This window comes from Mesorhizobium sp. W050, from assembly GCF_054719535.1.
The window spans coordinates 5,927,699-5,946,976 of the sequence record NZ_JBTTIH010000001.1 but is presented as its reverse complement, the minus strand read 5'-3'; the positions used below and the strand labels follow the sequence as shown (position 1 = coordinate 5,946,976).

The following is a 19,278-nucleotide window of genomic DNA, read 5'->3' as shown; positions in this document are numbered from 1 at the left end:
TCAGCTTTTCAGGAACGTCGTGAGGGCGTCGATAACGCCGCGATTGGCTTCTTCGGTGCCGACGCTCATGCGCAGCGCATTGGGAAAGCCATAGCCGGTAACGCGCCGCAATATATAGCCGCCCTGGGTGAGGTAGTCGTCCGCCGCCTCAGCCGAATGCTTCTTGTCGTCGGGAAAGTGGATGAGGACGAAATTGCCGACGCTGGGCGTCACCCTGAGCCCAAGCTTCGTCAGCTCTTCATTCAGCCAGGTAAGCCAGGTCTCGTTGTGCAACGAACTGCGCTCGACATGGGCGCGGTCGCGGATGGCGGCAATGCCGGCCTCGATCGCTGTTGCGTTAACGTTGAAAGGGCCGCGGATACGGTTGATGGCATCGACGATGTGCAGTGGGCCATACATCCAGCCGATGCGCGCGCCGCCAAGGCCGAGCTTGGAGAAGGTGCGGGTCATGACCACATTCTGTGCGCTGCCCGCCAGCTCGATGCCGGCCTCGTAGTCATTGCGCCTGACATATTCGGCATAGGCCGCGTCGAGCACCAGAAGCACGTTGCCCGGGAGCGTGGAATGCAGGCGGCGGACCTCCTGGAACGGCAGATAGGTGCCGGTCGGATTGTTGGGATTGGCGAGGAAGATGATTTTGGTCCGCGGCGTCACCGCGGCCAGGATCGCGTCGACGTCGGCGCGCTCCTCGGTTTCCTTCACAGCAACCGGCTTGGCCCCCGCCGACTGAATGTAGATCTTGTAGACCATGAAGGCATGTTCGGTAAAAATCGCCTCATCGCCTGGCGCCAGATAGGTCTGCGCCAGCAGGCCCAAAATCTCGTCGGAACCGTTGGAGCAGATGATGTTTGCCGGGTTGAGGCCATGCACCTCGGCGATCGCCTCGCGCAGCCGGCGGGCGGTGCCGTCGGGATAGACATCGAGCTTGCCAGCCACTTCGCGCGCGGCCTCGATCGCCTTCGGCGACGGGCCGAGCGGGTTCTCGTTCGACGACAATTTATGGACCTTGGCGACGCCGGCCGGTGCCGTGCTCTTGCCCGGCACATAGGCGTCGATGTCCATAATGCCCGCGCGGGGCGTCGGCCGTGCCTTGTCCGCTGTCTTGTCCATGTCGCAAATCCATCGAGAATGCCTCCGTCCGGAGGCCGCAGCGGAAATACAAGCCGTAGCCGCGAATGTCGAGAGGCGGGCAATAGCTGGCCGTTGACGCCGGGCCGCACGAGTTCTAGAAGAACGCAACAGTTCCGTGGTGATTTGGCCGGTCGGCTTGCAGCCACGTTAAACAACTCGCTAAAGGGCCGTTTGCGTGACGTAACCGGCTTTGCGATCGCACTGCCGGTTTTTTATTGCCTGACGGCGGGCAAGGAGAGTCACATGGCCGCGCTCCGCGCTACAAAAACCAACAACGAGGCCGACAACCCGTCGAGCCCTGTGTTGCGTTTTGGCCCTGACAAGCCGCTGAAGCTCGACGCCGGCACGCTTTTGTCGCCGTTCCAGATCGCCTACCAGACATATGGCGCCCTCAACGATGCCCGCACCAACGCCATCCTGGTCTGCCACGCGCTGACCGGCGACCAGCATGTCGCCAGCACCAATCCGGTGACCGGCAAGCCCGGCTGGTGGGAAGTGCTGATCGGTCCCGGCAAGATCATCGACACCAACCGCTTCTTCGTCATTTGCTCCAACGTCATCGGCGGCTGCCTCGGCTCCACGGGTCCGGCCTCGACCAATCCCGCCACCGGCAAGCCCTACGGCCTCGACCTGCCAATCATCACCATCCGCGACATGGTGCGGGCGCAACTGATGCTGGTCGACCATTTCGGCATCGAAAAGCTGTTTTGCGTGCTCGGCGGCTCGATGGGCGGCATGCAGGTGCTGGAATGGGCATCGTGCTATTCCGAGCGCGTCTTCTCGGCCCTGCCGATCGCCACAGGCGCACGCCATTCCTCGCAGAACATCGCCTTCCACGAGGTCGGCCGGCAGGCCGTCATGGCCGATCCGGACTGGCATGGCGGCAAATATTTCGAGCACGGCAAGCGCCCGGAAAAGGGGCTCGCCGTGGCGCGCATGGCCGCCCACATCACCTATCTGTCGGAAGCCGCCCTGCATCGGAAATTCGGCCGCAATCTGCAGGACCGCGAAGCGCTGACCTTCGGTTTCGACGCAGATTTCCAGATCGAAAGCTATCTGCGCCACCAGGGCATGACATTCGTCGACCGCTTCGACGCCAACTCCTACCTCTACATGACCCGTTCGATGGATTATTTCGACCTCGCCGCCGACCATGGCGGCCGGTTGGCAGATGCCTTTGCCGGGACCAAGACCCGCTTCTGCCTGGTGTCCTTCACCTCGGACTGGCTGTTCCCGACCGAGGAGAGCCGCTCGATCGTGCATGCGCTCAACGCCGCCGGCGCCTCCGTCTCCTTCGTCGAGATCGACACCGACCGCGGCCATGATGCCTTCCTGCTCGATGAACCCGAACTGTTTGCCGCCATCAAGGGCTTCATCGGCTCGGCGGCCCGCGCAAGGGGGCTCGCCTCATGAGCGTCAATGGCAGCCAGCGCGTCGACCTCGAAGTCGTGGCCAACCTGATACCGCCGCAGTCGCGGGTGCTCGATGTCGGCTCCGGCGACGGCCTGCTGCTCGAACTCCTGCAGGAGACCAAGCAGGTCGACGGCCGCGGGCTGGAGCTGTCACAGCGCGGCGTCAATGAATGCGTGGCGCGCGGTCTCTCGGTCATCCAGGGCGATGCCGATACCGACCTCGAATTCTATCCAGACAAGGGTTTTGACTTCGTCGTCCTGTCTCAGACGCTGCAGGCGACCCGCAACCCGAAGCTGGTGCTCGACGAGCTGCTGCGAATCGGCAACCGCGCCATCGTCTCCTTCCCCAATTTCGGCCACTGGCGGGTGCGGCTGTCGCTGTTCGTCAATGGCCGGATGCCGGTGACCGCGGACCTGCCCTATTCCTGGTACGACACGCCCAACATCCATTTCTGCACCATCCGCGACTTCGTCAATCTGGTCGAGGAACTCGGCGCTTCGGTCGAGAAAGCCACCGCGCTCGACGGCAACGGCCAGAAGATCGGACTGTCGATGCCATGGTGGTTCTGGAATTTCTTCGGCCAGCAAGCGGTGTTCTTGCTGAAGCGGTAGTTTGCCCCTATTCCAGCACGTCCGTCGCCTTGTGCGGGTGCTGAACGCCATCGGCGATGATCACATCGGCGTGGGAGTTGTCGGTGCGCAAGGCCAGAATCTCCCGATAGGCTGATGAATCGTACCAGCCCCACGCATGCGCCCTGTCCGGAAACTCGATGACGATCAGATGCCCGGGCCATTCGTTTTCGACCACGTCCATGTCGCCGCCGTGGACAAGGAAGCAGCCGCCGAACGGCTCCAATGTGGCGTCGATCCTCTGCAGATACTCGACAATCTGCGGGCCCATTGTGACTTGACGCATATGGGCGACGGCGTAGGCGGCCACGGCTGAACTCCCTGTGAGATCGAAGCCCGACGACCGGCTTCGTTGGCGCAATCTGCAGACATGATGGCCATCGGTCGATTACGTCTGGGGTAATCGGCCGGCTTACGGCGTCCTGGCTCAACAGTTTGTGATGACATTGCCGCTGGTTTTTTGTAGCGTCGAATCGAATGCCATCCCGGGGTAAGGCTTGGACGGCGACCATCAAAACCTCCGGCCTCCAGGCATTTCGGGGCACAATCGAAGCAACATGTCCAAGGCAACCGACCTCGCTCCGCTGATCTCGGTGATCACACCGACGCACAATCGCCGCAGCAAGGTGGTGCGCGCCGTGGAGAGCGTGCTGGCGCAGAATTTTCCCCGGTTCGAACACATTGTCGTCGATGACGGCTCGACCGACGGTACGGCAGCCGCACTTGCCGAAATCCGCGATCCACGGCTGATCTATGTTGGCTCGAAATGGCGCGGCGCCAATGCCGCCCGCAATGCCGGCATCGAGCGGGCGCAGGCGCCGGTGGTGACATTCCTCGATTCCGACGACGTCTATTTGCCGGATCGCCTGGCGCGGACGCTGGAGCAGTTCGACAACAATCCCTCACTCGAAGTGCTGATCAGTTCCTTCGTGTCGCTGAAGGGCAATCGCCGCACCAACTGCGTCAACCGCGAGGCGCTGCTGAGCCGCGACTCGCTGGAGCGGGCCCTTGTCGCGCAGACCATCTTCATTGCCGGGTCGGCAATCACCGCCCGGCGCGAGTCGCTGCTGGCCATCGGCGGCTACGACAGTGACGTCACGCGCATGCAGGATCGCGAATTGTTGCTGCGCTTTGCCCGTCGCAGCGGCGCGCAGCTGTCCGAAGTGATCGACTGGAAAAAGTACAACTCGGAGAATTCGATCTCCGGTCGCCGGGACGGCTATGTCGAAGCCTATGCGAGCTTGATCGACAAGCACCCCTATATCGCCGACCGCTACCCCTACATTCCGCCTTACATGATCGCCCGGCAGCTCATCGCCGATGCACTCAAGGGCAGGGTTTCGCAGGCGTTCTCCGGCTATATGGCCAACCGGTCGTCGAAGGCGCTTGGCTATTCGCTGCCGCAGCTGTTGCGTGGCTATGTCGGCGGCCGGCGCTGGCGCCGCGATCTCTATGCCGAATTTCGCGACAAATACGGTGCACGGCCGGCCTGAAGTTTGCCGACAAGCCGCGCAGCGGCTTTCCCCTCCGAACTGCCTCAAACCTCATTTGTCGAGTTCCGGCAGATATGGGTCGGAATATAGCCGCCGGTCGCGTTCGCCCTGCAGGCAGTCCATGGGTGCGGCGGCATCGATCGGGACCACGGTCGCATCGGCGATGCCGCTCACCTCCAGGATCAGCTTGCGGCGTATGGCGGTGGCGAATTCCGAGGCCGCATAGATCGGCAACACGAAGGAGCCTGGCCCACCGGTGACGCAGTCGTCATAATACTGGTCGAGATGGCTGAACGTCGGCGACGGGCTGATCAGGATCGGCAGGCCGTTGATGACGATGCCCTTGGCCACCGCCGCATCGCGTGTCGTGGCGACGGGCAGCCCGGTGTTGTTGGGACCGTCGCCGGAAATGTCGATGACGCTGCGTGGCGCATCGAACCCCGTGCCCTCGAACAGCCCGGCGCCGAAGGCAAGCGCACCGGAAATCGAGGTGCCGCGAAAGCTGCGGAACGGCCGCGCTTCTATTCTGTCGGCGAAGGCGTTGGCGCTCTCTGCGCTGTCGATCACCTGCCAAGCGATGACGCCATCCTCGCGCACGACGCCCGCCCATTCGAAATAGGCAAGCGCGATGCGCCCGGTGGTTCCCGAGCGCACGGCCTTGATGAAATCGGGATGCCTGAGCGCCTCGACATAGCCAGCGCGCTGCAGCGCGAACTCCCTCTCGTCCATCGACTGGGAGATGTCGACGGCCAGCACCAGTTCAACATCCACGGCAACGGCCGGGGCAGCCACGGGCGTGGTGCAGGCAAGGCAGGCAAGCAGGCCGAGCGCATCGAGCATGGCCGCACCACGGATGTTTCGACCCGTGAATCTTCGCCGCGATCGCGGCGAAATAAAGCCCCTTCTACTTCTTTCGCCGCACGGCCGCTTTCGGCGGCGGGTCGATGGCGCCGGTCCTGACTCGGGCGGGTTTCAGTGGCGCAGCACCCGTATCCTTCACGATGTTCAATGCGCGTGGAAAGAAATGACCATTGTGCAGTCCGCGCCCGATGTTGAGGATCGCGGTCTCCGGCAGGCGTTTCTCCAGCATGGACAGTACCCTTCGCAGCGAAGGACCATCGAACGCGTCCATCGCTTCGTCGATGATCACCCATTTCGGCTGCCGCAAGGCCAGCCTGGCGAAGGCCAGCGACCGCTGTTCGTCATCGTTGAGTTCACGCTCCCACCGTGCGGAACGGTCGAGCGAGGATGACAGCCGCTCGAGCCCGACCTCGGCCAGTACCGCCCCAAAATCAGCATCGCCAGCCGGCGCCGAGCCATTCGGATGCAGCACTTCGCGTAACGTGCCGGCAGGAAAATACGGAACACGCGGCACGAAAATCGGCGTTTCTCCGGCCGGCAAGCCGATCCGCCCGCTGCCCCAGGGCCAAAGGCCGGCAATGGCGCGGAAGAACAATGTCTTGCCGGCGCCTGGGTCGCCGGTGATCATGACGCGCTCGCCGGGATGGATCTCGACATGGCTGTCTGAAAGTTTGGTGCAGCCCTCCGGCGAGGCCACTTGGAGCTTCTCGAAGGTCAGGCTGCCATTGGCGTTGTCGCCGAATTCGATGCGCTTTTCCTTGTCGTGCAGCACATCGGTTTCATCGAGCGCGATGCGGAAGTCGGCAACGCGCATCAGCGTGGCGCGCCAGTCGGCTATGCCGCCGATATTGTTGATGAACCAGCGCAGCGACGAGTGCACCTGGTTGAAGGCGCCGACCGCCATCATCAACCCGCCAAAGCTGATATCGCCTGAAAAATAGACCGGCGATGCCACAAGGATCGGCGCCACCACGGTGATCCAGCCATAGGTATCGGTCACCCAGGAAAGGTTGATTTGCGCTTTGTAGATGTTTCGCATCGCGCCCAGCACCGTGCCAAGGTCGATTTCGAGCCGTCTCTTGGCATCGGCTTCGCCGTGATAGAGCGCGATGGCGTCGACATTCTCGTTGACGCGCACCATCCCGGAACGCAGCTCGGCCTCGCGGGTGTAGCGGTCGCTGTTGAGGCGGATCAGCGGCCGCCCGACCAGCCAACTCAGCCAGGAGGCGATGCCGGCATAGAGGAACGCGGCCCAGACCATGTAGCCCGGTATCGCCAGCGACCAGCCGTTGATGTGGAAGACGAAGCCCGACGAGAGTTGCCAAAGCACGCCGACGAACGACACCAGCAGGATGAAGGATTGCAGCAGGCCGACGCCGAGGTCCGTCGACAGATCGGACAGATGCGCGGCATCCTGCTGCATGCGCTGGTCGGGATTGACGCCGATGGCGCCGGCATTGGCGAGCCGGAAGGCCCGCGCCGGCCGCATCCATTGGTCGATCAGGTCGAGCGTCAGCGCCTCGCGCAGCTTCAGCCGGATCATCTGGTTGAGCCAGGTCTGAGCGATGTTGAGCAGCAGCAGCGTGCCGGCAATCACGGCAAAGATCATCAGCTGATGCAGGAAGGCCGCCATGTCGCGACGCGCCAGCGCATCGTAGAAAGGCTGGTTCCAGCGGTTGAGCAGAACCTGGCCGATCGACGTCGCGACGATGACCGCCATAATGCCGACCGACGTCCAGACCAGCCACTTGCGCACCGGTGAGCCTATCAGCGCCCGTTTGATCGTCGCCACCTGATCGCGCAGGCTGCTGGCTTCGACGGTTACCGGCTGAGCGGTGGCGGACTTGTCCGGTTGATCAGCCATGCACGAGGTCCTTGCGTTCAGAAGCGTTGCTGAAACCAGATGGAGATACTTGAAGGCATCCGCCGCTCAAACGGACCGCGAATGCATCTGCGACAGGTAGGTGGGAAAAACCCACGCAACACCAGTTTTCATGATGATCACGAAGGTGTCACCTGACGCGTCGTCGATGTCACCCCTTCCGCCCGGCGGCCAAGCCGCGTCGCACCGTGCGGTGACAGTACCGGCACGAAGACACGGCGCGAGGCGCGCTGCGCGACCGGCACGCCCTGATAGAGCCGCTTCTGCGCCTCGACCACGATGACGCCGGAAAAGATCGGCCAGAACCGCCGGCCGGCGCGCTCCAGCACATTGTGGAACCGCATCATGAAGCGCCGCGGCGATGGCGGGAAGAACAGCGCGTCGGACCAGGAAGCCGGTGTGAAATTCGCCTCGCGCAGCAATTCTGTCAGCTGGCCGCGCGAGAACGGCCGGCCATTGCCGAACGGCGTGTGCTCGAACCGCGCCCAGACACCGCGCCGGTTGGGCACGACGATGACGACGCGCCCTGCCGGCGACAGCACCCGCCAGATCTCGTTCAGCGTCTCGCGCGGGTTTTCGACATGTTCGAGCGAATGCACGAGCAGCATGCGGTCGATGCAGGAATCGACCAGCGGCAATTCCTCGTCGAAGACCAGCGCCGTAGCCGTCGGCCCGTTCGCCGGCCAGACGACGGCGCCTTGCGTAGCAGGCATGAAGGCAAACACCCGCTCGGCATCGGTGCCGAACCGCTCCAGCCACGGCAAGGTATAGCCGAGCCCGACCAGCCGCTCATTGGGCACTGTTGCCCATATTGAGGACAGCGCCATGGTGATCGAGCGTTCAGCCAGGCGGCCGAGCGTGGTCGAATAGAAGGAGCGGAGATCGACGATATCGGAATGCATGCGCGGGACGGTAGCTGCGATGCCGCCCAAGTTCAACAAAGCCGGCACGTTCTGCAAAGCTAGAGTGACATCGGCGGCCAAGCGCCCTATGTCTGCGCCAACAGATGGAGAGATGCCAATGCCCGTCGAAATCGAACAGTTCATGTGCCGCAGCGACAATTTCGGCGTGCTGGTGCATGACCCGAAAAGCGGCGAGACCGCCATTATCGACGCGCCCGAAGAAGCGCCGATCATTGCCGCGATCGAGCGTACCGGCTGGAAGCCGACGATGATCCTGACCACCCACCACCATGTCGACCATGTCGAGGCCAATCTGGCGCTGAAGGAGCGCTTCAAGCTGCGCATCGTCGGACCGGAGGCTGAAAAGGAAAAGATCCCCGGCATCGACGAGACCGTCGGGCAAGGCTCGGTCGTCCATCTCGGCGGCGAGCGGATCGATGTCATCGCCACGCCCGGCCACACTGCGGGCCATGTCTCCTATCATTTTCCGGCCTCGAAAGTGGCGTTCACCGCCGACACTTTGTTCGCGCTCGGCTGCGGCCGGCTGTTCGAATGCAAGCCGCCGGTGATGTATGAGTCGCTGAAGAAGCTCGCCGCACTCCCGGCGGACACGGTCATCTATTGCGGCCATGAGTATACGCTTTCGAACGCCCGCTTTGCGTTGACCGTCGACCCGACCAATTCGGCGCTGAAAGAACGCGCCGCCAAGATCGAGACCCTGCGCGCCGACAACAAGGCGACGCTGCCGACCACGATCGGCGAGGAATTGTCGACCAATCCGTTCCTGCGCTGGCACGACCCGGCGATCCGCAAGCATCTCGGTATGGAGGAGGCCTCCGACGCCGAAGTGTTCGCGGAAATCCGCAAGCGCAAGGACAATTTCTGAGCATCGTTCCGGGATCAGCCATGACCAGCGCCGCTGAAATCATCGCCATGCTTGGCCTCAAGCCGCATCCGGAAGGCGGCTGGTATGCCGAGACCTTTCGCGACGGCGCCGGTGGCGCGCGTGGCCATTCGACGGCGATCTATTTCCTCCTTGAACAGGACCAGATTTCGGCCTGGCACCGGGTCAAGGACGCGGCCGAGGTCTGGCACTTCCATGCCGGAGCGCCGCTGGCGCTGTCGATGTGCGAGGAAGGTAGTCCAATGCTTAACCAGGTGATCGAGCAGGTGCTCGGCATTGAGCTTGCGGCGGGCGAGCGGCCGCAGATCGTCGTGCCGGCCGGCTGGTGGCAATCGGCGCGCAGCCTCGGCGAATGGACGTTGGTCGGCTGCACCGTGGCGCCGGGCTTCGACTTCGCCGCGTTTGAAATGGCCGAGCCGGGCTGGCAGCCTTAGGCCAGAAGAAAACCAAGAGTTATGCAGAGCTGGGCGGCGTAGTACAGCACCCAGACCGCATAACGGATGCCGGCGCGATAGGGTGCTATTGCCGGAACCAGGAATTTCTCGCGGCAAGCAGCCCGTCCGATGCCATGAACATAACAGCGCCGCCGATGACCCACGGATTGTCGAGCGTCAACGCCGAGATGCCCATCGCCAGAATGGCCGCGATATAGACGGCGATCGGCACCCGCAGGCCGGGACTGACACGGCGCCAGAGTGCTGCCAGCATGACGACTGCGAAGGCCGCCATGGCCAGCGCGATGGCGCCGCGCCATGTCTCGGTGCTGAGCACATCCAGCCCGCCGCCGCTGCGCAGGAAGAGCGGCACATAGAGGACATGCGCCGCAAGGAAGCTGGCCAGCCCGCCGAGGAAGGCCTTTTCGCCGTCACGCGACAGGAAGGCGTCGCCGACGGCGCTGAGCGCCAGCGCCGCGACGAGCAACAGCTGCCCACCTTGCATGAAGGCCAGCGCCGCAAGCATGGCCACGGACAGCGTCTTTGCCGCCGAGCGGGCCAGCGTCGGCCGCATATCCAGGGTGAGGGCGTAGATCACCGCCGCCACCAGCGAAAAAATCAATGTGGCGTTGGCATTGGCGTCAATGCCGCCGGCAAACGGCATCGTCATGCGCTTGCTCCACCCGTTGCCGCCTTGCGCAGGAACAACGATTTCGCCGCCAGCGCCGCGCCGCCGGTGATCAGCACGCAGGCCGCCAGGATACGCAGCGACGGCTCGGCAACGCCCGCCGCGATCAGCACCAATGTCGACAGCAGTGGCGCCGCATAGCTTGCCGCGCCGAGCACCTGGATGTTGCCTCGTTTGACGCCGATATCCCAGGCGTAGAAGGCGGCACCCACCGGCATCAACCCCAAACCAACCACCGACAGCCACTGGCCGGGGCCATCGGGCAGCACCGTCTTTTCCAGCAGAAGATGGCAGATGAGGGACAGGGCTGCCGTGGCGGCGCAGAACCAGGTGACGATCGAGGTCGGCACCGCCGGAAAGCGCCGCGACAGCAGCGAATAGGACGACCACAGCAGCGCACACACGGCCGCCATCGCATAGCCGAAGGTGTAGCGAGCATCGAAGGCGAGGCCGCCACCCTTGGTGACGATCAGCACGGTCCCGGCGAGCCCGAGCAGCGCGCCCACGACATGGTTCCAGGCCAGCTTCTCGCCCGGCATCAGCGCTGATCCCAGCACGATCAGCAGCGGCCACAGATAGGCGATCAGGCTTGCCTCCACCGCCGGCGCGTTGCGCAGCGCGGTGAAATAGAAGAAATGGTAGCCGAACAGTCCGGCAATGCCGATCACCCAGACCTGGCGTGGGATCTTCAGGCTTTTATCGGTCGCCGGCATGAACAGCCGGGCAACCAGCCCGACCGCGGTGCCGATGGTGAAGGTGATGGCCGAGAGCAAGAATGGCGGCACGGCGCCCGACGCATCGGTGAGCAACGCCAGCAGCGCCCACATGGCGACCGCCGAGAAACCGATCAGTGTTGCGCGCCCCATGCCCGTCTCCGGCGACGCGCCCCATTCTATTCGGGTGGGCGCGTCTATTCAGTTGCTTCGAACCGCCCCGCGCTGACAGTCAAGGTGCCGATCTGCGTCCCGACCGTGGCGTGGATGGGCGCATATATGCCGGTTTGGCCGAGCGGTGCAAACGTCACCATCATCTGGCTCTTCTTCTTCAGGTAATTCAGCGCCTTGCGGCCCTTGCGGTAGCCTGCCACCGGCTCGAAGCTCATCTTGCAGGTAACGGTGTCGCCCTTGTAGCCCTTGACCGAGATCGATCCTTTCGAGGCGTAGGTCAGCGTCAGGTCGGCGCGCATCTCGCCGTCATAGAATTTCACCTTGCGCCCACAGACCTGGTCGAGGCTGTCGGCATGGATGACGGTAGCCGCCATCGGATCGAGCACCGATGCCAGATCGTTGCTGCCCAGCGGTATCCAGTTTTTGGGATTGCGCTTTTTCGGTTCGGGAATGACCTGGGTGGCGGTCACCGCGCCATTGGCAAAGCGGATATCGACCATGGAAGCCTTCTTGCCGGACTTATAATCCGCGCGAAATACCTGTGGCTGCATCTGCTTGCCCAGGATCTTGCCCTTTGACGAGATCGTGCCGCTCGTGTCGTCGAACAAGGTGGCGAGACCCGCGCTGGAGACGGTGCCGTCTATGGAATAGTTACCGCCTTCGTAGTGGCTGGAAAATGTCGCCTTGGCCACGGAAAGGCCGAGGAACGACACCGTGTATTCGCCCTTGAAGGACTGTGCGGTGGCTGCGGGCGCGGCAGCAAGGGTGGATGTCGGCAAGGCGGCGACAAGTATGGCGACAACGGCATGTGACGGGCGAAGCATGGCGGGCTCGGTCCTTGATTTTTTTATCCGGAGCGCGGGCGACTCCGGCTTGATATGTCCCTGTCCGACCGCTTATAGGCTGAATTCCGGCCTTTATGTGAAACGCTCGTCACAGTCGTGGGTAAGCCGGAGCTTGACGCATTGGCGAAATGCAACTATGGAACGCCAACTTTTCCATAAGGCCGCCTGACTGAAACCGCGCGCCACCCGGCGCGGGCGAACAAGGTTTGGCAGGCTAGACAGAACTGAAGGTTAGAACCATGTCCCGCACCTGCGAACTCACTGCCAAGGCAGTCCAGACCGGCAACAATGTGAGCCACGCCAACAACAAGACCAAGCGCCGCTTCCTGCCGAACCTCGTCAATGTGACGCTGATTTCGGAAGCGCTGAACCAGAATGTGCGCCTGCGCATTTCGGCCAACGCGCTGCGTTCGGTCGAGCATCGCGGCGGCCTCGACGCCTTCCTAGCCAAGGCCGACGCCAAGGAATTGTCGCAGCGCGCGCGCCTGTTGAAGAAGCAGATCGCCAAGAAGCTGGCTGACCAGCCCGCCGCTTAACGATATCAAGGCGGGGGACGACCGCCCTGAGCATCGGAGCAATCCGATGCTCAAAACATTAAAGGCAGCAGCATCGGAGCAATCCGATGCTCAAAACTTGCAAGGCAGCGCGATCCGGATTTCGGCTAGCGCCTGGCTGGTTCCATTACCCAGAATAAAAAAATGACTTCCTTCTCGCGATATCTGCCCTTTGTGGCCGCCATGGCGCTTGTCGTCGTGGCATCGAACATCCTCGTGCAGTTCCCGATGCAGGGCCAGGCCGGCGGTCTGTCGCTGGGCGACATCTTGACCTGGGGCGCCTTCACCTATCCCTTCTCCTTCCTGGTCACCGACCTTGCCAACCGCCGCTACGGGCCGACCGTGGCGCGCCGCATCGTCCTTGTCGGCTTCATGACCGCTGTGGTCTGCTCGATCCTCGTCCCGCCCTTCCTGTTTCGCCACGGCCTGATCGAGTTCGAGACATCAGCCGACCGGCTGGTGCGCATCGCCACAGCTTCCGGCGCGGCCTTCCTTTGCGCGCAATTGCTCGACGTCACCGTGTTCAACCGGTTGCGCCGGCAGAGCTGGTGGCGCGCGCCGATCGTCGGCACGCTGGTCGGCTCGGTGTTCGACACCCTGGTGTTCTTCAGCATCGCCTTTTCGGCCGCCTTCGCTTTTGCCGGCCCGAACGACAGCTTTGCGCTGGAGACGGCGCCGCTGATGGGCGTGCTGCCGTTCGAGACCATGCGCTGGGTCTCCTGGGCGCTGGGCGACCTCTCGGTGAAGCTGATCATCGCTGTTGTGGCCCTGATCCCCTACCGGCTGCTCGCCGCCCACTGGAGCCAGCCGGCCGTGGCTGTCTAGGCCGTGATTCCCTGGGTCCAGCTCGGCTCGGCCAAAACGCCTGACGGCGGACAGGAACTGCGCCTCAAGCAGCGCGGCAGCGAATTCTCGATCATGCTCGGCACCAATGAGCTGATGAACAGCCGCCTCAGCGGCTCCGAGGAAGCGCTGGCCAAGCTCTCCTGTGAAAAGATCGGCGGCCGCGCCCAACCGAAAATCCTGATCGGCGGCCTCGGCATGGGTTTTACGCTGCGCGCTGCGCTTGCCCAATTGGGCGCCGACGCAGGCATCACGGTTGCCGAGCTAGTCCCCGCCGTCATCGCCTGGGCGCGCGGCCCCATGGAGGCGGTCTTCGCCGGCTGTCTCGACGATCCCCGTGTGACGGTTCGCGAAGCCGACGTCGGGCACATCATAAGATCCGACAAGGCAGCCTGGGACGCCATCCTGCTCGATGTCGACAATGGCCCCGAAGGCATCGTCTACAGGGGCAACGACGCCCTCTATGGCGCTGCCGGCCTCGGCGCGGCGCGTGCAGCGCTCAGGCCCGGGGGCGTGCTGGCTGTTTGGTCGCAAGGCCCCGATGCCGGCTTCACACTTAGGCTCAAGCAGGCGGGCTTTGTCGTGGACGAGGTGAAGACGCGCGCCAATGGCAAGCGCGGCGCGCGCCACGTCATCTGGATCGCCACCAAGCCTTAGGGCTCTCAATCCTGGTGCAGGATGAATTCCAGATAGAGGTTGCGCTGCAGGATCGAATGGTTGTCGTCCGAGATCAGCGACACCATCAGCGCTCCGTCATCGCGGGTCCAGACGTCGAGCCCTTCCATATTGTCGATCTGGTAGCCCATATCGGCTTCCATCAGCACCGGCCCGTCGGCAACCGCGCCCTTCTCGACGCTTTCGCCATAGATGCGTCGCAGCCGCATCCTGACACCGCCGGCCATCGAGAAACTGCGCTCCAGCAGCAAGAGATCGCCATTCGGCAGGAAAGCGCCGTCGGTGATGTCGAAATCGCCGTTGCGCTTGACCGTGAAGACGCCCTTGTGCGGCCCTTCGATGATGGCGGCATAGATGTTGCCAGCCTTGTCCAAGCTCTTTTCCGAGACCACGACGAGGCCGCCCTCGTGCTGGCCGTTGGGATTGGCGTGGGTGACGGTCTCGAAACCGCGGTTCTGTCGCAGTTCGCGGGCTGGAACCAGAAAGTTCAGTTGCTTGAACGGCGCCGTCATGTTGCTGGGGTCGATCTTGAACTGGGCGACGCGGTGATCGCGCTCGAAGCCGACGGTGGCGATGCCGTCCTTGACTGCAAGGCCCTCGGCATCGACTTCCCATTTCCTGTCGATCGGCCGGCCCTTCTCATCGACCATCTGCTGCATGCGGAAATTCTGGATGCCGGACGGCCGCTTGTCGGCATCATGGGTGATCGAGCCGAAGAACCAGAAGCCCGTATCGGCGACGCCGATGAAATCGCTGCCGGGTTTGACGAACCGAAATGCCGACAGCGCGCCGAAATCGCGCGTCGTCGAGTTCATCTCAAGACCGCCGACGAATTCCAGCGGCCCAAACTGCTTGTCGGCGCTGCCGATATGGAAGGTGGTGATCGGCCGCGCCGAGACTTGGACCGGCTCGACCGCGCTTGGGCCGGCGGCGATGGCCGGCGCAAACGCCATGCCGGACAAGGCAGTGACCGCGAAGAGCATCTGCCGAAACCCGCCGCGCAAGAAAATCATCCGGCGCGCCGGTAGCCGCCGCGGCGTGTATCGCGCACGTTTTCCTCGGCGAACAGCGAGGCCAGCTGCTCGGTCATGGCGCCGGCCAGTTCCTCGGCATCGACGATGGTGACGGCGCGCCTGTAATAACGGGTGACGTCGTGGCCGATGCCGATGGCCAGAAGCTCGACCGGCGAGCGCGTCTCGATCAGCTCGATGACGGCGCGCAGGTGCCGCTCGAGATAGTTGCCAGGATTGACCGACAGCGTCGAATCGTCAACCGGCGCGCCGTCCGAGATCATCATCAGGATCTTGCGCTGTTCGGGCCGGGCGATCAGCCGGTTGTGCGCCCATAACAACGCCTCGCCGTCGATGTTTTCCTTCAGCAGGCCCTCGCGCATCATCAGGCCGAGATTGCGCCGGGCGCGACGCCACGGATGATCGGCGGATTTGTAGATGATGTGGCGCAGATCGTTGAGCCGGCCGGGGTTCGGCGGCTTGCCGTCCTTCAGCCACTTCTCGCGAGCCTGTCCGCCCTTCCACGCGCGCGTGGTGAAGCCGAGGATCTCGACCGAGACGCCGCAGCGCTCCAGCGTGCGCGCCAGAATGTCGGCACAGGTGGCGGCAACCGTGATCGGCCGACCGCGCATCGAGCCCGAATTGTCGAGCACCAGCGTCACCACCGTGTCGCGGAATTTGGTGTCGCGCTCCTGCTTGAACGACAACGGCTGCATCGGGTCGATGACGACACGAACCAGGCGTGCCGGATCGAGATAACCCTCTTCGAGGTCGAAATCCCAGGAACGGTTCTGCTGCGCCATCAGGCGGCGCTGCAGCCGGTTGGCGAGCCGGCCGACGACGCCGGAGAGATTGGCCAACTGCTTGTCGAGGAAGGCGCGCAGCCGGTCGAGTTCTTCCTCCTCGCACAGCTCTTCCGCACCGACCGTCTCGTCGAAGGCGGTGGTGAAAACCTTGTAGTCGATCTCTTTCGGCAGGTTGGCGAAGGGGTTGTCGTTGCGGCGCGCCTCGCCCGGCGTTTCGGCGTCCGCATCGTCATCGTCGGAAAGATCGTCGGCAGTGGCGTCGGAGGCCTCAGTCTCCGACGACTGTTCGTCGTCGGCGGAGGCCTCGGCATCCTCGGACTGCGACTGCTCGGAGCCGGAATCCTCTTCGCCGCCCTCCTCGCTCTGCTCCTCGCCTTGCGGCTGGTTGTCGTCATTGTCCTCGGAGTCTTCGGTTTCCTGGTCGTCGCCGAGTTCCTCGGCCATCTCCATGGACGCAAGCATCTCGCGCACGACGCGGGCAAAGGCCTGCTGGTCGCCAAGCTTGGCCGACAGTCCGTCGAGATCGGCCTTGGCTTTTTCCTCGACCCAGGGCCGCCAGAGGTCGACCAGCCGTTCGCCGCTCTTCGGGATCGGCCGTCCGGTCAGCTTCTCGCGCACCATCAGCGCCAGCGCTTCCTCGATCGGCGCGTCGGCCTTGTCCTTGACGTCGACAAGGTTGGCCTTGGCGTATTTGTCCTCCAGCATGGAGCCGATATTGTCGGCGACGCCCTGCATGGCGCGGCTGCCGATCGCCTCGACGCGGGCCTGTTCCACGGCGTCATAGATCGAGCGCGCCAGCTTGCCTTCCGGCGCCAGTTTGGTGTGGATGCGCTGATCGTGGCAGGCGCGCTTCAGCGCCATGGAATCGCCCAGGCCACGAGTAATCGCGATGTCTGTCTTGGACGCTTTCTTCGGCAGTTCGGGCAGTCGGGCGCGGCTGCCGGCGAGCGCCGGGCGGTCCTTGGCGAAACCGACTTCGAGCTCCTTGTCGCCGGCGATGGCGCGCATGCAGACGGTGACGGCACGCTTGAAGCTGTCGGCTTCAGACCCCGTCTTCGACTTGTTGCGCGTGTTGTCGCCCGGACCCGCCATCAAGGCTCAGCTTACCCCAGCACCACGTTGGCGGCGCTCTCGGGCAAATCCTCGCCGAAGGCGCGCTGGTAGAACTCGGCCACCACCGAACGCTCCAGCTCGTCGCACTTGTTGAGGAAGGTCAGCCGGAACGCCATGCCGATATTGCCGAAGATCTCGGCATTTTCGGCCCAGGTGATGACGGTACGCGGGCTCATCACGGTCGACAGATCGCCATTGATGAAGGCCGAGCGCGTCATGTCGGCGACGCGCACCATCTTGTTGACGATGTCCTTGCCCTTGCCGTCGCGATAGTGCTTGGCCTTGGCCAGCACGATGTTCACCTCATTGTCGTGCGGCAGGTAGTTCAGCGTGGTGACGATCGACCAGCGATCCATCTGCGCCTGGTTGATCTGCTGCGTGCCGTGATAGAGGCCGGTGGTGTCGCCGAGGCCAACGGTGTTGGCGGTCGAAAACAAGCGGAACGCCGGATGCGGGCGGATGACCCGGCTCTGGTCGAGCAGCGTCAGGCGCCCCGATGATTCCAGCACTCGCTGGATGACGAACATCACGTCCGGACGGCCGGCATCGTACTCGTCGAAGCAGAGCGCGACATTGTGCTGGTAGGCCCAAGGCAGGATGCCGTCGCGGAATTCGGTGATCTGCAGGCCATCCTTGACGACGATGGCGTCCTTGCCGACGAGGTCGATACGGCTGACATGGCTGTCGAGGTTGACGCGTACGCAGGGCCAGTTAAGGCGGGCTGCGACCTGTTCGATATGCGTCGATTTGCCGGTGCCGTGATAGCCCGAGACCATGACGCGGCGATTGTAGGCAAAGCCGGCAAGGATCGCCAGCGTCGTCGCCTTGTCGAACAGATAATCCGGATCGATGTCCGGCACATGTTCCGAGGTCACCGAATAGGCCGGCACCACCATCTTGGACTCGAAGCCGAATTTGTCTTTCACTGACACCGTCGTGTCGGGCAAATTGGCGATGTCGCGATCGACCTTGTTCATCTCTATCCGAGTCTCCACGGGCGAAATGCCTGATTTCGCCGGCAATCGTTTTTGTCCGGGGGCGGTCTTAGAGCCTTTTCCACCCTTATGAAAGTTGGAAAACGACACGAACCGTTAGGTCGCTCAGCACAAACCCGCCTGCTTGAGCACGCGATAGGCCTGCAGCACATCGCGGAACCGGTCTTCCGAACCTCTATCGCCGCCATTCGCATCCGGATGGTGGCGCTTCACAAGTTCCTTATAGCGCGCCTTGATGTCCTTGCCAGTCGCCTTTGTATCAAGGCCAAGCGTTTCCAGCGCCTTGGCCTCAAGCGGCTTGGCCTTGCGTTCGCGCGCCTCGCGCGGGTCCTTCGGCCCTTTGAACAGATCGAAGGGATCGCGCATGCGGTTGTAATAGCCGGCGCGACCGGAACGCTGCTGGGCGAAATCGGGCGAGGAGCGCGTCGAGGCGCCGGCGACGCCCATCTTCCATGTCGGCCGGTGGCCGGTCATCGCTTCCTTCTGGAAGCGGGCTATCTCGGTGTCCGGCACGCCGGAGAAGTAGTTGAAACCCTTGTTGTATTCGCGCACATGATCGAAGCAGAACTGAAAATACTCGCCTTCCTTCATGCGTCCGACCGGCGCCCGGTGGGTACCGGCCTCCTTGCAGCCGTCCCACTGGCAGATCGGCGAGTGCGACTTCAGCTCCGCATCCTTGTCGGGACGGACCCGAATTTTCTCGAAATATTTGGGGTACGGTTTCATCTCACCCATTTATGGGCTGTTCGCACGTGCGAAACAAGAATTGACATTTTCGCGATCATCGCCCTAACCGCTGAATCGCGGCATAAAGCAGGGCGAATGGCGATTTTTGAGGCGGCCCGGCGGGATCGATCCCGATTTCCCGATCACGCCTTGCAGATATGGTGAAGGGAGATGGCGATGTCCATACAGGCGACGATGGAAGACAAGCTGAACAAGGCGTTTTCGCCGGAGCGGCTGGCGATCGTCAATGAAAGCCACCTTCATGCCGGTCATCACCACCACGGCTCCGACGATCACGGTGCCTATGACGGCACCGGCGAGACGCATTTTCGCGTCCGCATCGTCTCATCCGTCTTTGCCGGCATGAGCCGCATCGACCGCCACCGCGCCGTCAACGAATTGCTCGCAGCGGAGCTGCAAGCCGGTGTCCATGCGCTGGCAATCGAACCGGCTGCACCCGGCGAAAAGACCCGTTGGTAAGTCTCTC

At 63.2% G+C, this 19,278-nt stretch carries 20 protein-coding genes, 1 pseudogene and 1 riboswitch; of the genes and pseudogenes, 9 read left to right on the top strand and 12 right to left on the bottom strand.

What is annotated here, in order from left to right; all coding sequences use genetic code 11:
- Complete coding sequence (gene hisC, locus ACYG9Y_RS28800) at positions 1-1,110, bottom strand: histidinol-phosphate transaminase (RefSeq protein WP_023737441.1); 1,110 nt, start codon at positions 1,108-1,110, stop codon at positions 1-3.
- 126 nt (positions 1,111-1,236) lie between these two features.
- A riboswitch (SAM riboswitch) is annotated at positions 1,237-1,314 on the top strand.
- 60 nt (positions 1,315-1,374) lie between these two features.
- Between hisC and metX the strand changes: the two genes are divergently transcribed.
- Together metX and metW are read left to right on the top strand one after the other, a co-directional pair.
- Positions 1,375-2,544, top strand: coding sequence for a homoserine O-acetyltransferase MetX (gene metX, locus ACYG9Y_RS28795; RefSeq protein ID WP_023685352.1), 1,170 nt, complete (start codon positions 1,375-1,377; stop codon positions 2,542-2,544).
- Positions 2,541-3,155 (top strand): methionine biosynthesis protein MetW, encoded by a 615-nt coding sequence (metW, locus tag ACYG9Y_RS28790; protein ID WP_023673299.1) that lies wholly within the window; start codon positions 2,541-2,543, stop codon positions 3,153-3,155. The genes metX and metW overlap by 4 nt, the downstream gene beginning before the upstream one ends.
- A 7-nt stretch (positions 3,156-3,162) precedes the next feature.
- Here the strand turns inward: metW and ACYG9Y_RS28785 are convergent, their stop codons facing one another.
- The gene (locus ACYG9Y_RS28785) at positions 3,163-3,483 is read right to left on the bottom strand and encodes a DUF1330 domain-containing protein (protein ID WP_023737440.1); all 321 of its coding nucleotides are present in this window, start codon (positions 3,481-3,483) and stop codon (positions 3,163-3,165) included.
- A 247-nt stretch (positions 3,484-3,730) separates the two neighbouring features.
- Between ACYG9Y_RS28785 and ACYG9Y_RS28780 the strand changes: the two genes are divergently transcribed.
- Complete coding sequence (locus ACYG9Y_RS28780) at positions 3,731-4,666, top strand: glycosyltransferase family 2 protein (protein ID WP_023673297.1); 936 nt, start codon at positions 3,731-3,733, stop codon at positions 4,664-4,666.
- A gap of 51 nt (positions 4,667-4,717) precedes the next feature.
- On the opposite strand, the gene ACYG9Y_RS28775 is transcribed toward ACYG9Y_RS28780, so the two are convergent.
- The 3 genes from ACYG9Y_RS28775 to ACYG9Y_RS28765 all read right to left on the bottom strand — a co-directional run bounded on the left by ACYG9Y_RS28775 (position 4,718) and on the right by ACYG9Y_RS28765 (position 8,311).
- Complete coding sequence (locus ACYG9Y_RS28775; protein ID WP_023685356.1) at positions 4,718-5,506, bottom strand: DUF1194 domain-containing protein; 789 nt, start codon at positions 5,504-5,506, stop codon at positions 4,718-4,720.
- 64 nt (positions 5,507-5,570) lie between these two features.
- Entirely contained in the window at positions 5,571-7,391 is a 1,821-nt protein-coding gene (locus ACYG9Y_RS28770; RefSeq protein ID WP_023737439.1) for an ABC transporter ATP-binding protein/permease, read from the bottom strand.
- Positions 7,392-7,528: 137 nt separating this feature from the next.
- Complete coding sequence (locus ACYG9Y_RS28765) at positions 7,529-8,311, bottom strand: class I SAM-dependent methyltransferase (RefSeq protein WP_023670688.1); 783 nt, start codon at positions 8,309-8,311, stop codon at positions 7,529-7,531.
- 118 nt (positions 8,312-8,429) lie between these two features.
- Here ACYG9Y_RS28765 and gloB point away from each other — a divergent pair, with 118 nt between their 5' ends.
- Both gloB and ACYG9Y_RS28755 read left to right on the top strand, forming a co-directional pair.
- Positions 8,430-9,197, top strand: a complete 768-nt coding sequence (gene gloB, locus ACYG9Y_RS28760; RefSeq protein ID WP_023670687.1) for a hydroxyacylglutathione hydrolase — start codon at positions 8,430-8,432, stop codon at positions 9,195-9,197.
- Positions 9,198-9,217: 20 nt separating this feature from the next.
- Entirely contained in the window at positions 9,218-9,649 is a 432-nt protein-coding gene (locus ACYG9Y_RS28755) for a cupin domain-containing protein (RefSeq protein WP_023699114.1), read from the top strand.
- Here ACYG9Y_RS28755 and ACYG9Y_RS28750 read toward each other — a convergent pair.
- The 3 genes and pseudogenes from ACYG9Y_RS28750 to ACYG9Y_RS28740 all read right to left on the bottom strand — a co-directional run bounded on the left by ACYG9Y_RS28750 (position 9,646) and on the right by ACYG9Y_RS28740 (position 12,048).
- A pseudogene (locus ACYG9Y_RS28750) lies at positions 9,646-10,319 on the bottom strand (lysoplasmalogenase). The gene ACYG9Y_RS28755 and the pseudogene ACYG9Y_RS28750 overlap by 4 nt on opposite strands.
- The gene (yddG, locus tag ACYG9Y_RS28745; RefSeq protein WP_023714980.1) at positions 10,316-11,203 is read right to left on the bottom strand and encodes an aromatic amino acid exporter YddG; all 888 of its coding nucleotides are present in this window, start codon (positions 11,201-11,203) and stop codon (positions 10,316-10,318) included. The pseudogene ACYG9Y_RS28750 and the gene yddG overlap by 4 nt, the downstream one beginning before the upstream one ends.
- A 44-nt stretch (positions 11,204-11,247) precedes the next feature.
- Positions 11,248-12,048 (bottom strand): DUF3108 domain-containing protein, encoded by an 801-nt coding sequence (locus ACYG9Y_RS28740; protein ID WP_023714981.1) that lies wholly within the window; start codon positions 12,046-12,048, stop codon positions 11,248-11,250.
- Between the two features lie 260 nt (positions 12,049-12,308).
- Between ACYG9Y_RS28740 and rpmB the strand changes: the two genes are divergently transcribed.
- The 3 genes from rpmB to ACYG9Y_RS28725 all read left to right on the top strand — a co-directional run bounded on the left by rpmB (position 12,309) and on the right by ACYG9Y_RS28725 (position 14,123).
- Positions 12,309-12,605 (top strand): 50S ribosomal protein L28, encoded by a 297-nt coding sequence (gene rpmB, locus ACYG9Y_RS28735; protein ID WP_023670682.1) that lies wholly within the window; start codon positions 12,309-12,311, stop codon positions 12,603-12,605.
- A gap of 162 nt (positions 12,606-12,767) precedes the next feature.
- Positions 12,768-13,448 carry a queuosine precursor transporter gene (locus ACYG9Y_RS28730; protein WP_023737438.1) on the top strand — a complete coding sequence of 227 codons (681 nt, stop codon included), beginning with the start codon at positions 12,768-12,770 and terminating at the stop codon, positions 13,446-13,448.
- Positions 13,449-13,451: 3 nt separating this feature from the next.
- The gene (locus ACYG9Y_RS28725) at positions 13,452-14,123 is read left to right on the top strand and encodes a polyamine aminopropyltransferase (protein WP_023714983.1); all 672 of its coding nucleotides are present in this window, start codon (positions 13,452-13,454) and stop codon (positions 14,121-14,123) included.
- Positions 14,124-14,128: 5 nt separating this feature from the next.
- Here ACYG9Y_RS28725 and ACYG9Y_RS28720 read toward each other — a convergent pair whose 3' ends face one another.
- The 4 genes from ACYG9Y_RS28720 to ACYG9Y_RS28705 form a co-directional block, all read right to left on the bottom strand.
- Complete coding sequence (locus ACYG9Y_RS28720; protein ID WP_023737437.1) at positions 14,129-15,154, bottom strand: esterase-like activity of phytase family protein; 1,026 nt, start codon at positions 15,152-15,154, stop codon at positions 14,129-14,131.
- Entirely contained in the window at positions 15,151-17,049 is a 1,899-nt protein-coding gene (cobT, locus tag ACYG9Y_RS28715; RefSeq protein WP_023737436.1) for a cobaltochelatase subunit CobT, read from the bottom strand. Before cobT ends, ACYG9Y_RS28720 begins: the two co-directional genes overlap by 4 nt.
- 11 nt (positions 17,050-17,060) lie before the next feature.
- Complete coding sequence (cobS, locus tag ACYG9Y_RS28710) at positions 17,061-18,047, bottom strand: cobaltochelatase subunit CobS (RefSeq protein WP_023670677.1); 987 nt, start codon at positions 18,045-18,047, stop codon at positions 17,061-17,063.
- Positions 18,048-18,170: 123 nt separating this feature from the next.
- Positions 18,171-18,800, bottom strand: a complete 630-nt coding sequence (locus ACYG9Y_RS28705; protein WP_032887126.1) for a J domain-containing protein — start codon at positions 18,798-18,800, stop codon at positions 18,171-18,173.
- Between the two features lie 168 nt (positions 18,801-18,968).
- On the opposite strand from ACYG9Y_RS28705, the gene ACYG9Y_RS28700 reads away from it, so the two are divergent.
- Positions 18,969-19,271, top strand: coding sequence for a BolA family protein (locus ACYG9Y_RS28700; protein WP_023670675.1), 303 nt, complete (start codon positions 18,969-18,971; stop codon positions 19,269-19,271).
- Positions 19,272-19,278 lie beyond the last annotated feature (7 nt).

What these genes read in the sequence shown, in the direction of transcription:
- hisC (WP_023737441.1), bottom strand. Translation starts at nt 1,110, where the DNA reads ATGGACAAGACAGCGGACAAGGCACGGCCGACGCCCCGCGCGGGCATT.
- metX (WP_023685352.1), top strand. Translation starts at nt 1,375, where the DNA reads ATGGCCGCGCTCCGCGCTACAAAAACCAACAACGAGGCCGACAACCCG.
- metW (WP_023673299.1), top strand. Translation starts at nt 2,541, where the DNA reads ATGAGCGTCAATGGCAGCCAGCGCGTCGACCTCGAAGTCGTGGCCAAC.
- ACYG9Y_RS28780 (WP_023673297.1), top strand. Translation starts at nt 3,731, where the DNA reads ATGTCCAAGGCAACCGACCTCGCTCCGCTGATCTCGGTGATCACACCG.
- ACYG9Y_RS28775 (WP_023685356.1), bottom strand. Translation starts at nt 5,506, where the DNA reads ATGCTCGATGCGCTCGGCCTGCTTGCCTGCCTTGCCTGCACCACGCCC.
- ACYG9Y_RS28770 (WP_023737439.1), bottom strand. Translation starts at nt 7,391, where the DNA reads ATGGCTGATCAACCGGACAAGTCCGCCACCGCTCAGCCGGTAACCGTC.
- ACYG9Y_RS28765 (WP_023670688.1), bottom strand. Translation starts at nt 8,311, where the DNA reads ATGCATTCCGATATCGTCGATCTCCGCTCCTTCTATTCGACCACGCTC.
- gloB (WP_023670687.1), top strand. Translation starts at nt 8,430, where the DNA reads ATGCCCGTCGAAATCGAACAGTTCATGTGCCGCAGCGACAATTTCGGC.
- ACYG9Y_RS28755 (WP_023699114.1), top strand. Translation starts at nt 9,218, where the DNA reads ATGACCAGCGCCGCTGAAATCATCGCCATGCTTGGCCTCAAGCCGCAT.
- yddG (WP_023714980.1), bottom strand. Translation starts at nt 11,203, where the DNA reads ATGGGGCGCGCAACACTGATCGGTTTCTCGGCGGTCGCCATGTGGGCG.
- ACYG9Y_RS28740 (WP_023714981.1), bottom strand. Translation starts at nt 12,048, where the DNA reads ATGCTTCGCCCGTCACATGCCGTTGTCGCCATACTTGTCGCCGCCTTG.
- rpmB (WP_023670682.1), top strand. Translation starts at nt 12,309, where the DNA reads ATGTCCCGCACCTGCGAACTCACTGCCAAGGCAGTCCAGACCGGCAAC.
- ACYG9Y_RS28730 (WP_023737438.1), top strand. Translation starts at nt 12,768, where the DNA reads ATGACTTCCTTCTCGCGATATCTGCCCTTTGTGGCCGCCATGGCGCTT.
- ACYG9Y_RS28720 (WP_023737437.1), bottom strand. Translation starts at nt 15,154, where the DNA reads ATGATTTTCTTGCGCGGCGGGTTTCGGCAGATGCTCTTCGCGGTCACT.
- cobT (WP_023737436.1), bottom strand. Translation starts at nt 17,049, where the DNA reads ATGGCGGGTCCGGGCGACAACACGCGCAACAAGTCGAAGACGGGGTCT.
- cobS (WP_023670677.1), bottom strand. Translation starts at nt 18,047, where the DNA reads ATGAACAAGGTCGATCGCGACATCGCCAATTTGCCCGACACGACGGTG.
- ACYG9Y_RS28705 (WP_032887126.1), bottom strand. Translation starts at nt 18,800, where the DNA reads ATGGGTGAGATGAAACCGTACCCCAAATATTTCGAGAAAATTCGGGTC.
- ACYG9Y_RS28700 (WP_023670675.1), top strand. Translation starts at nt 18,969, where the DNA reads ATGTCCATACAGGCGACGATGGAAGACAAGCTGAACAAGGCGTTTTCG.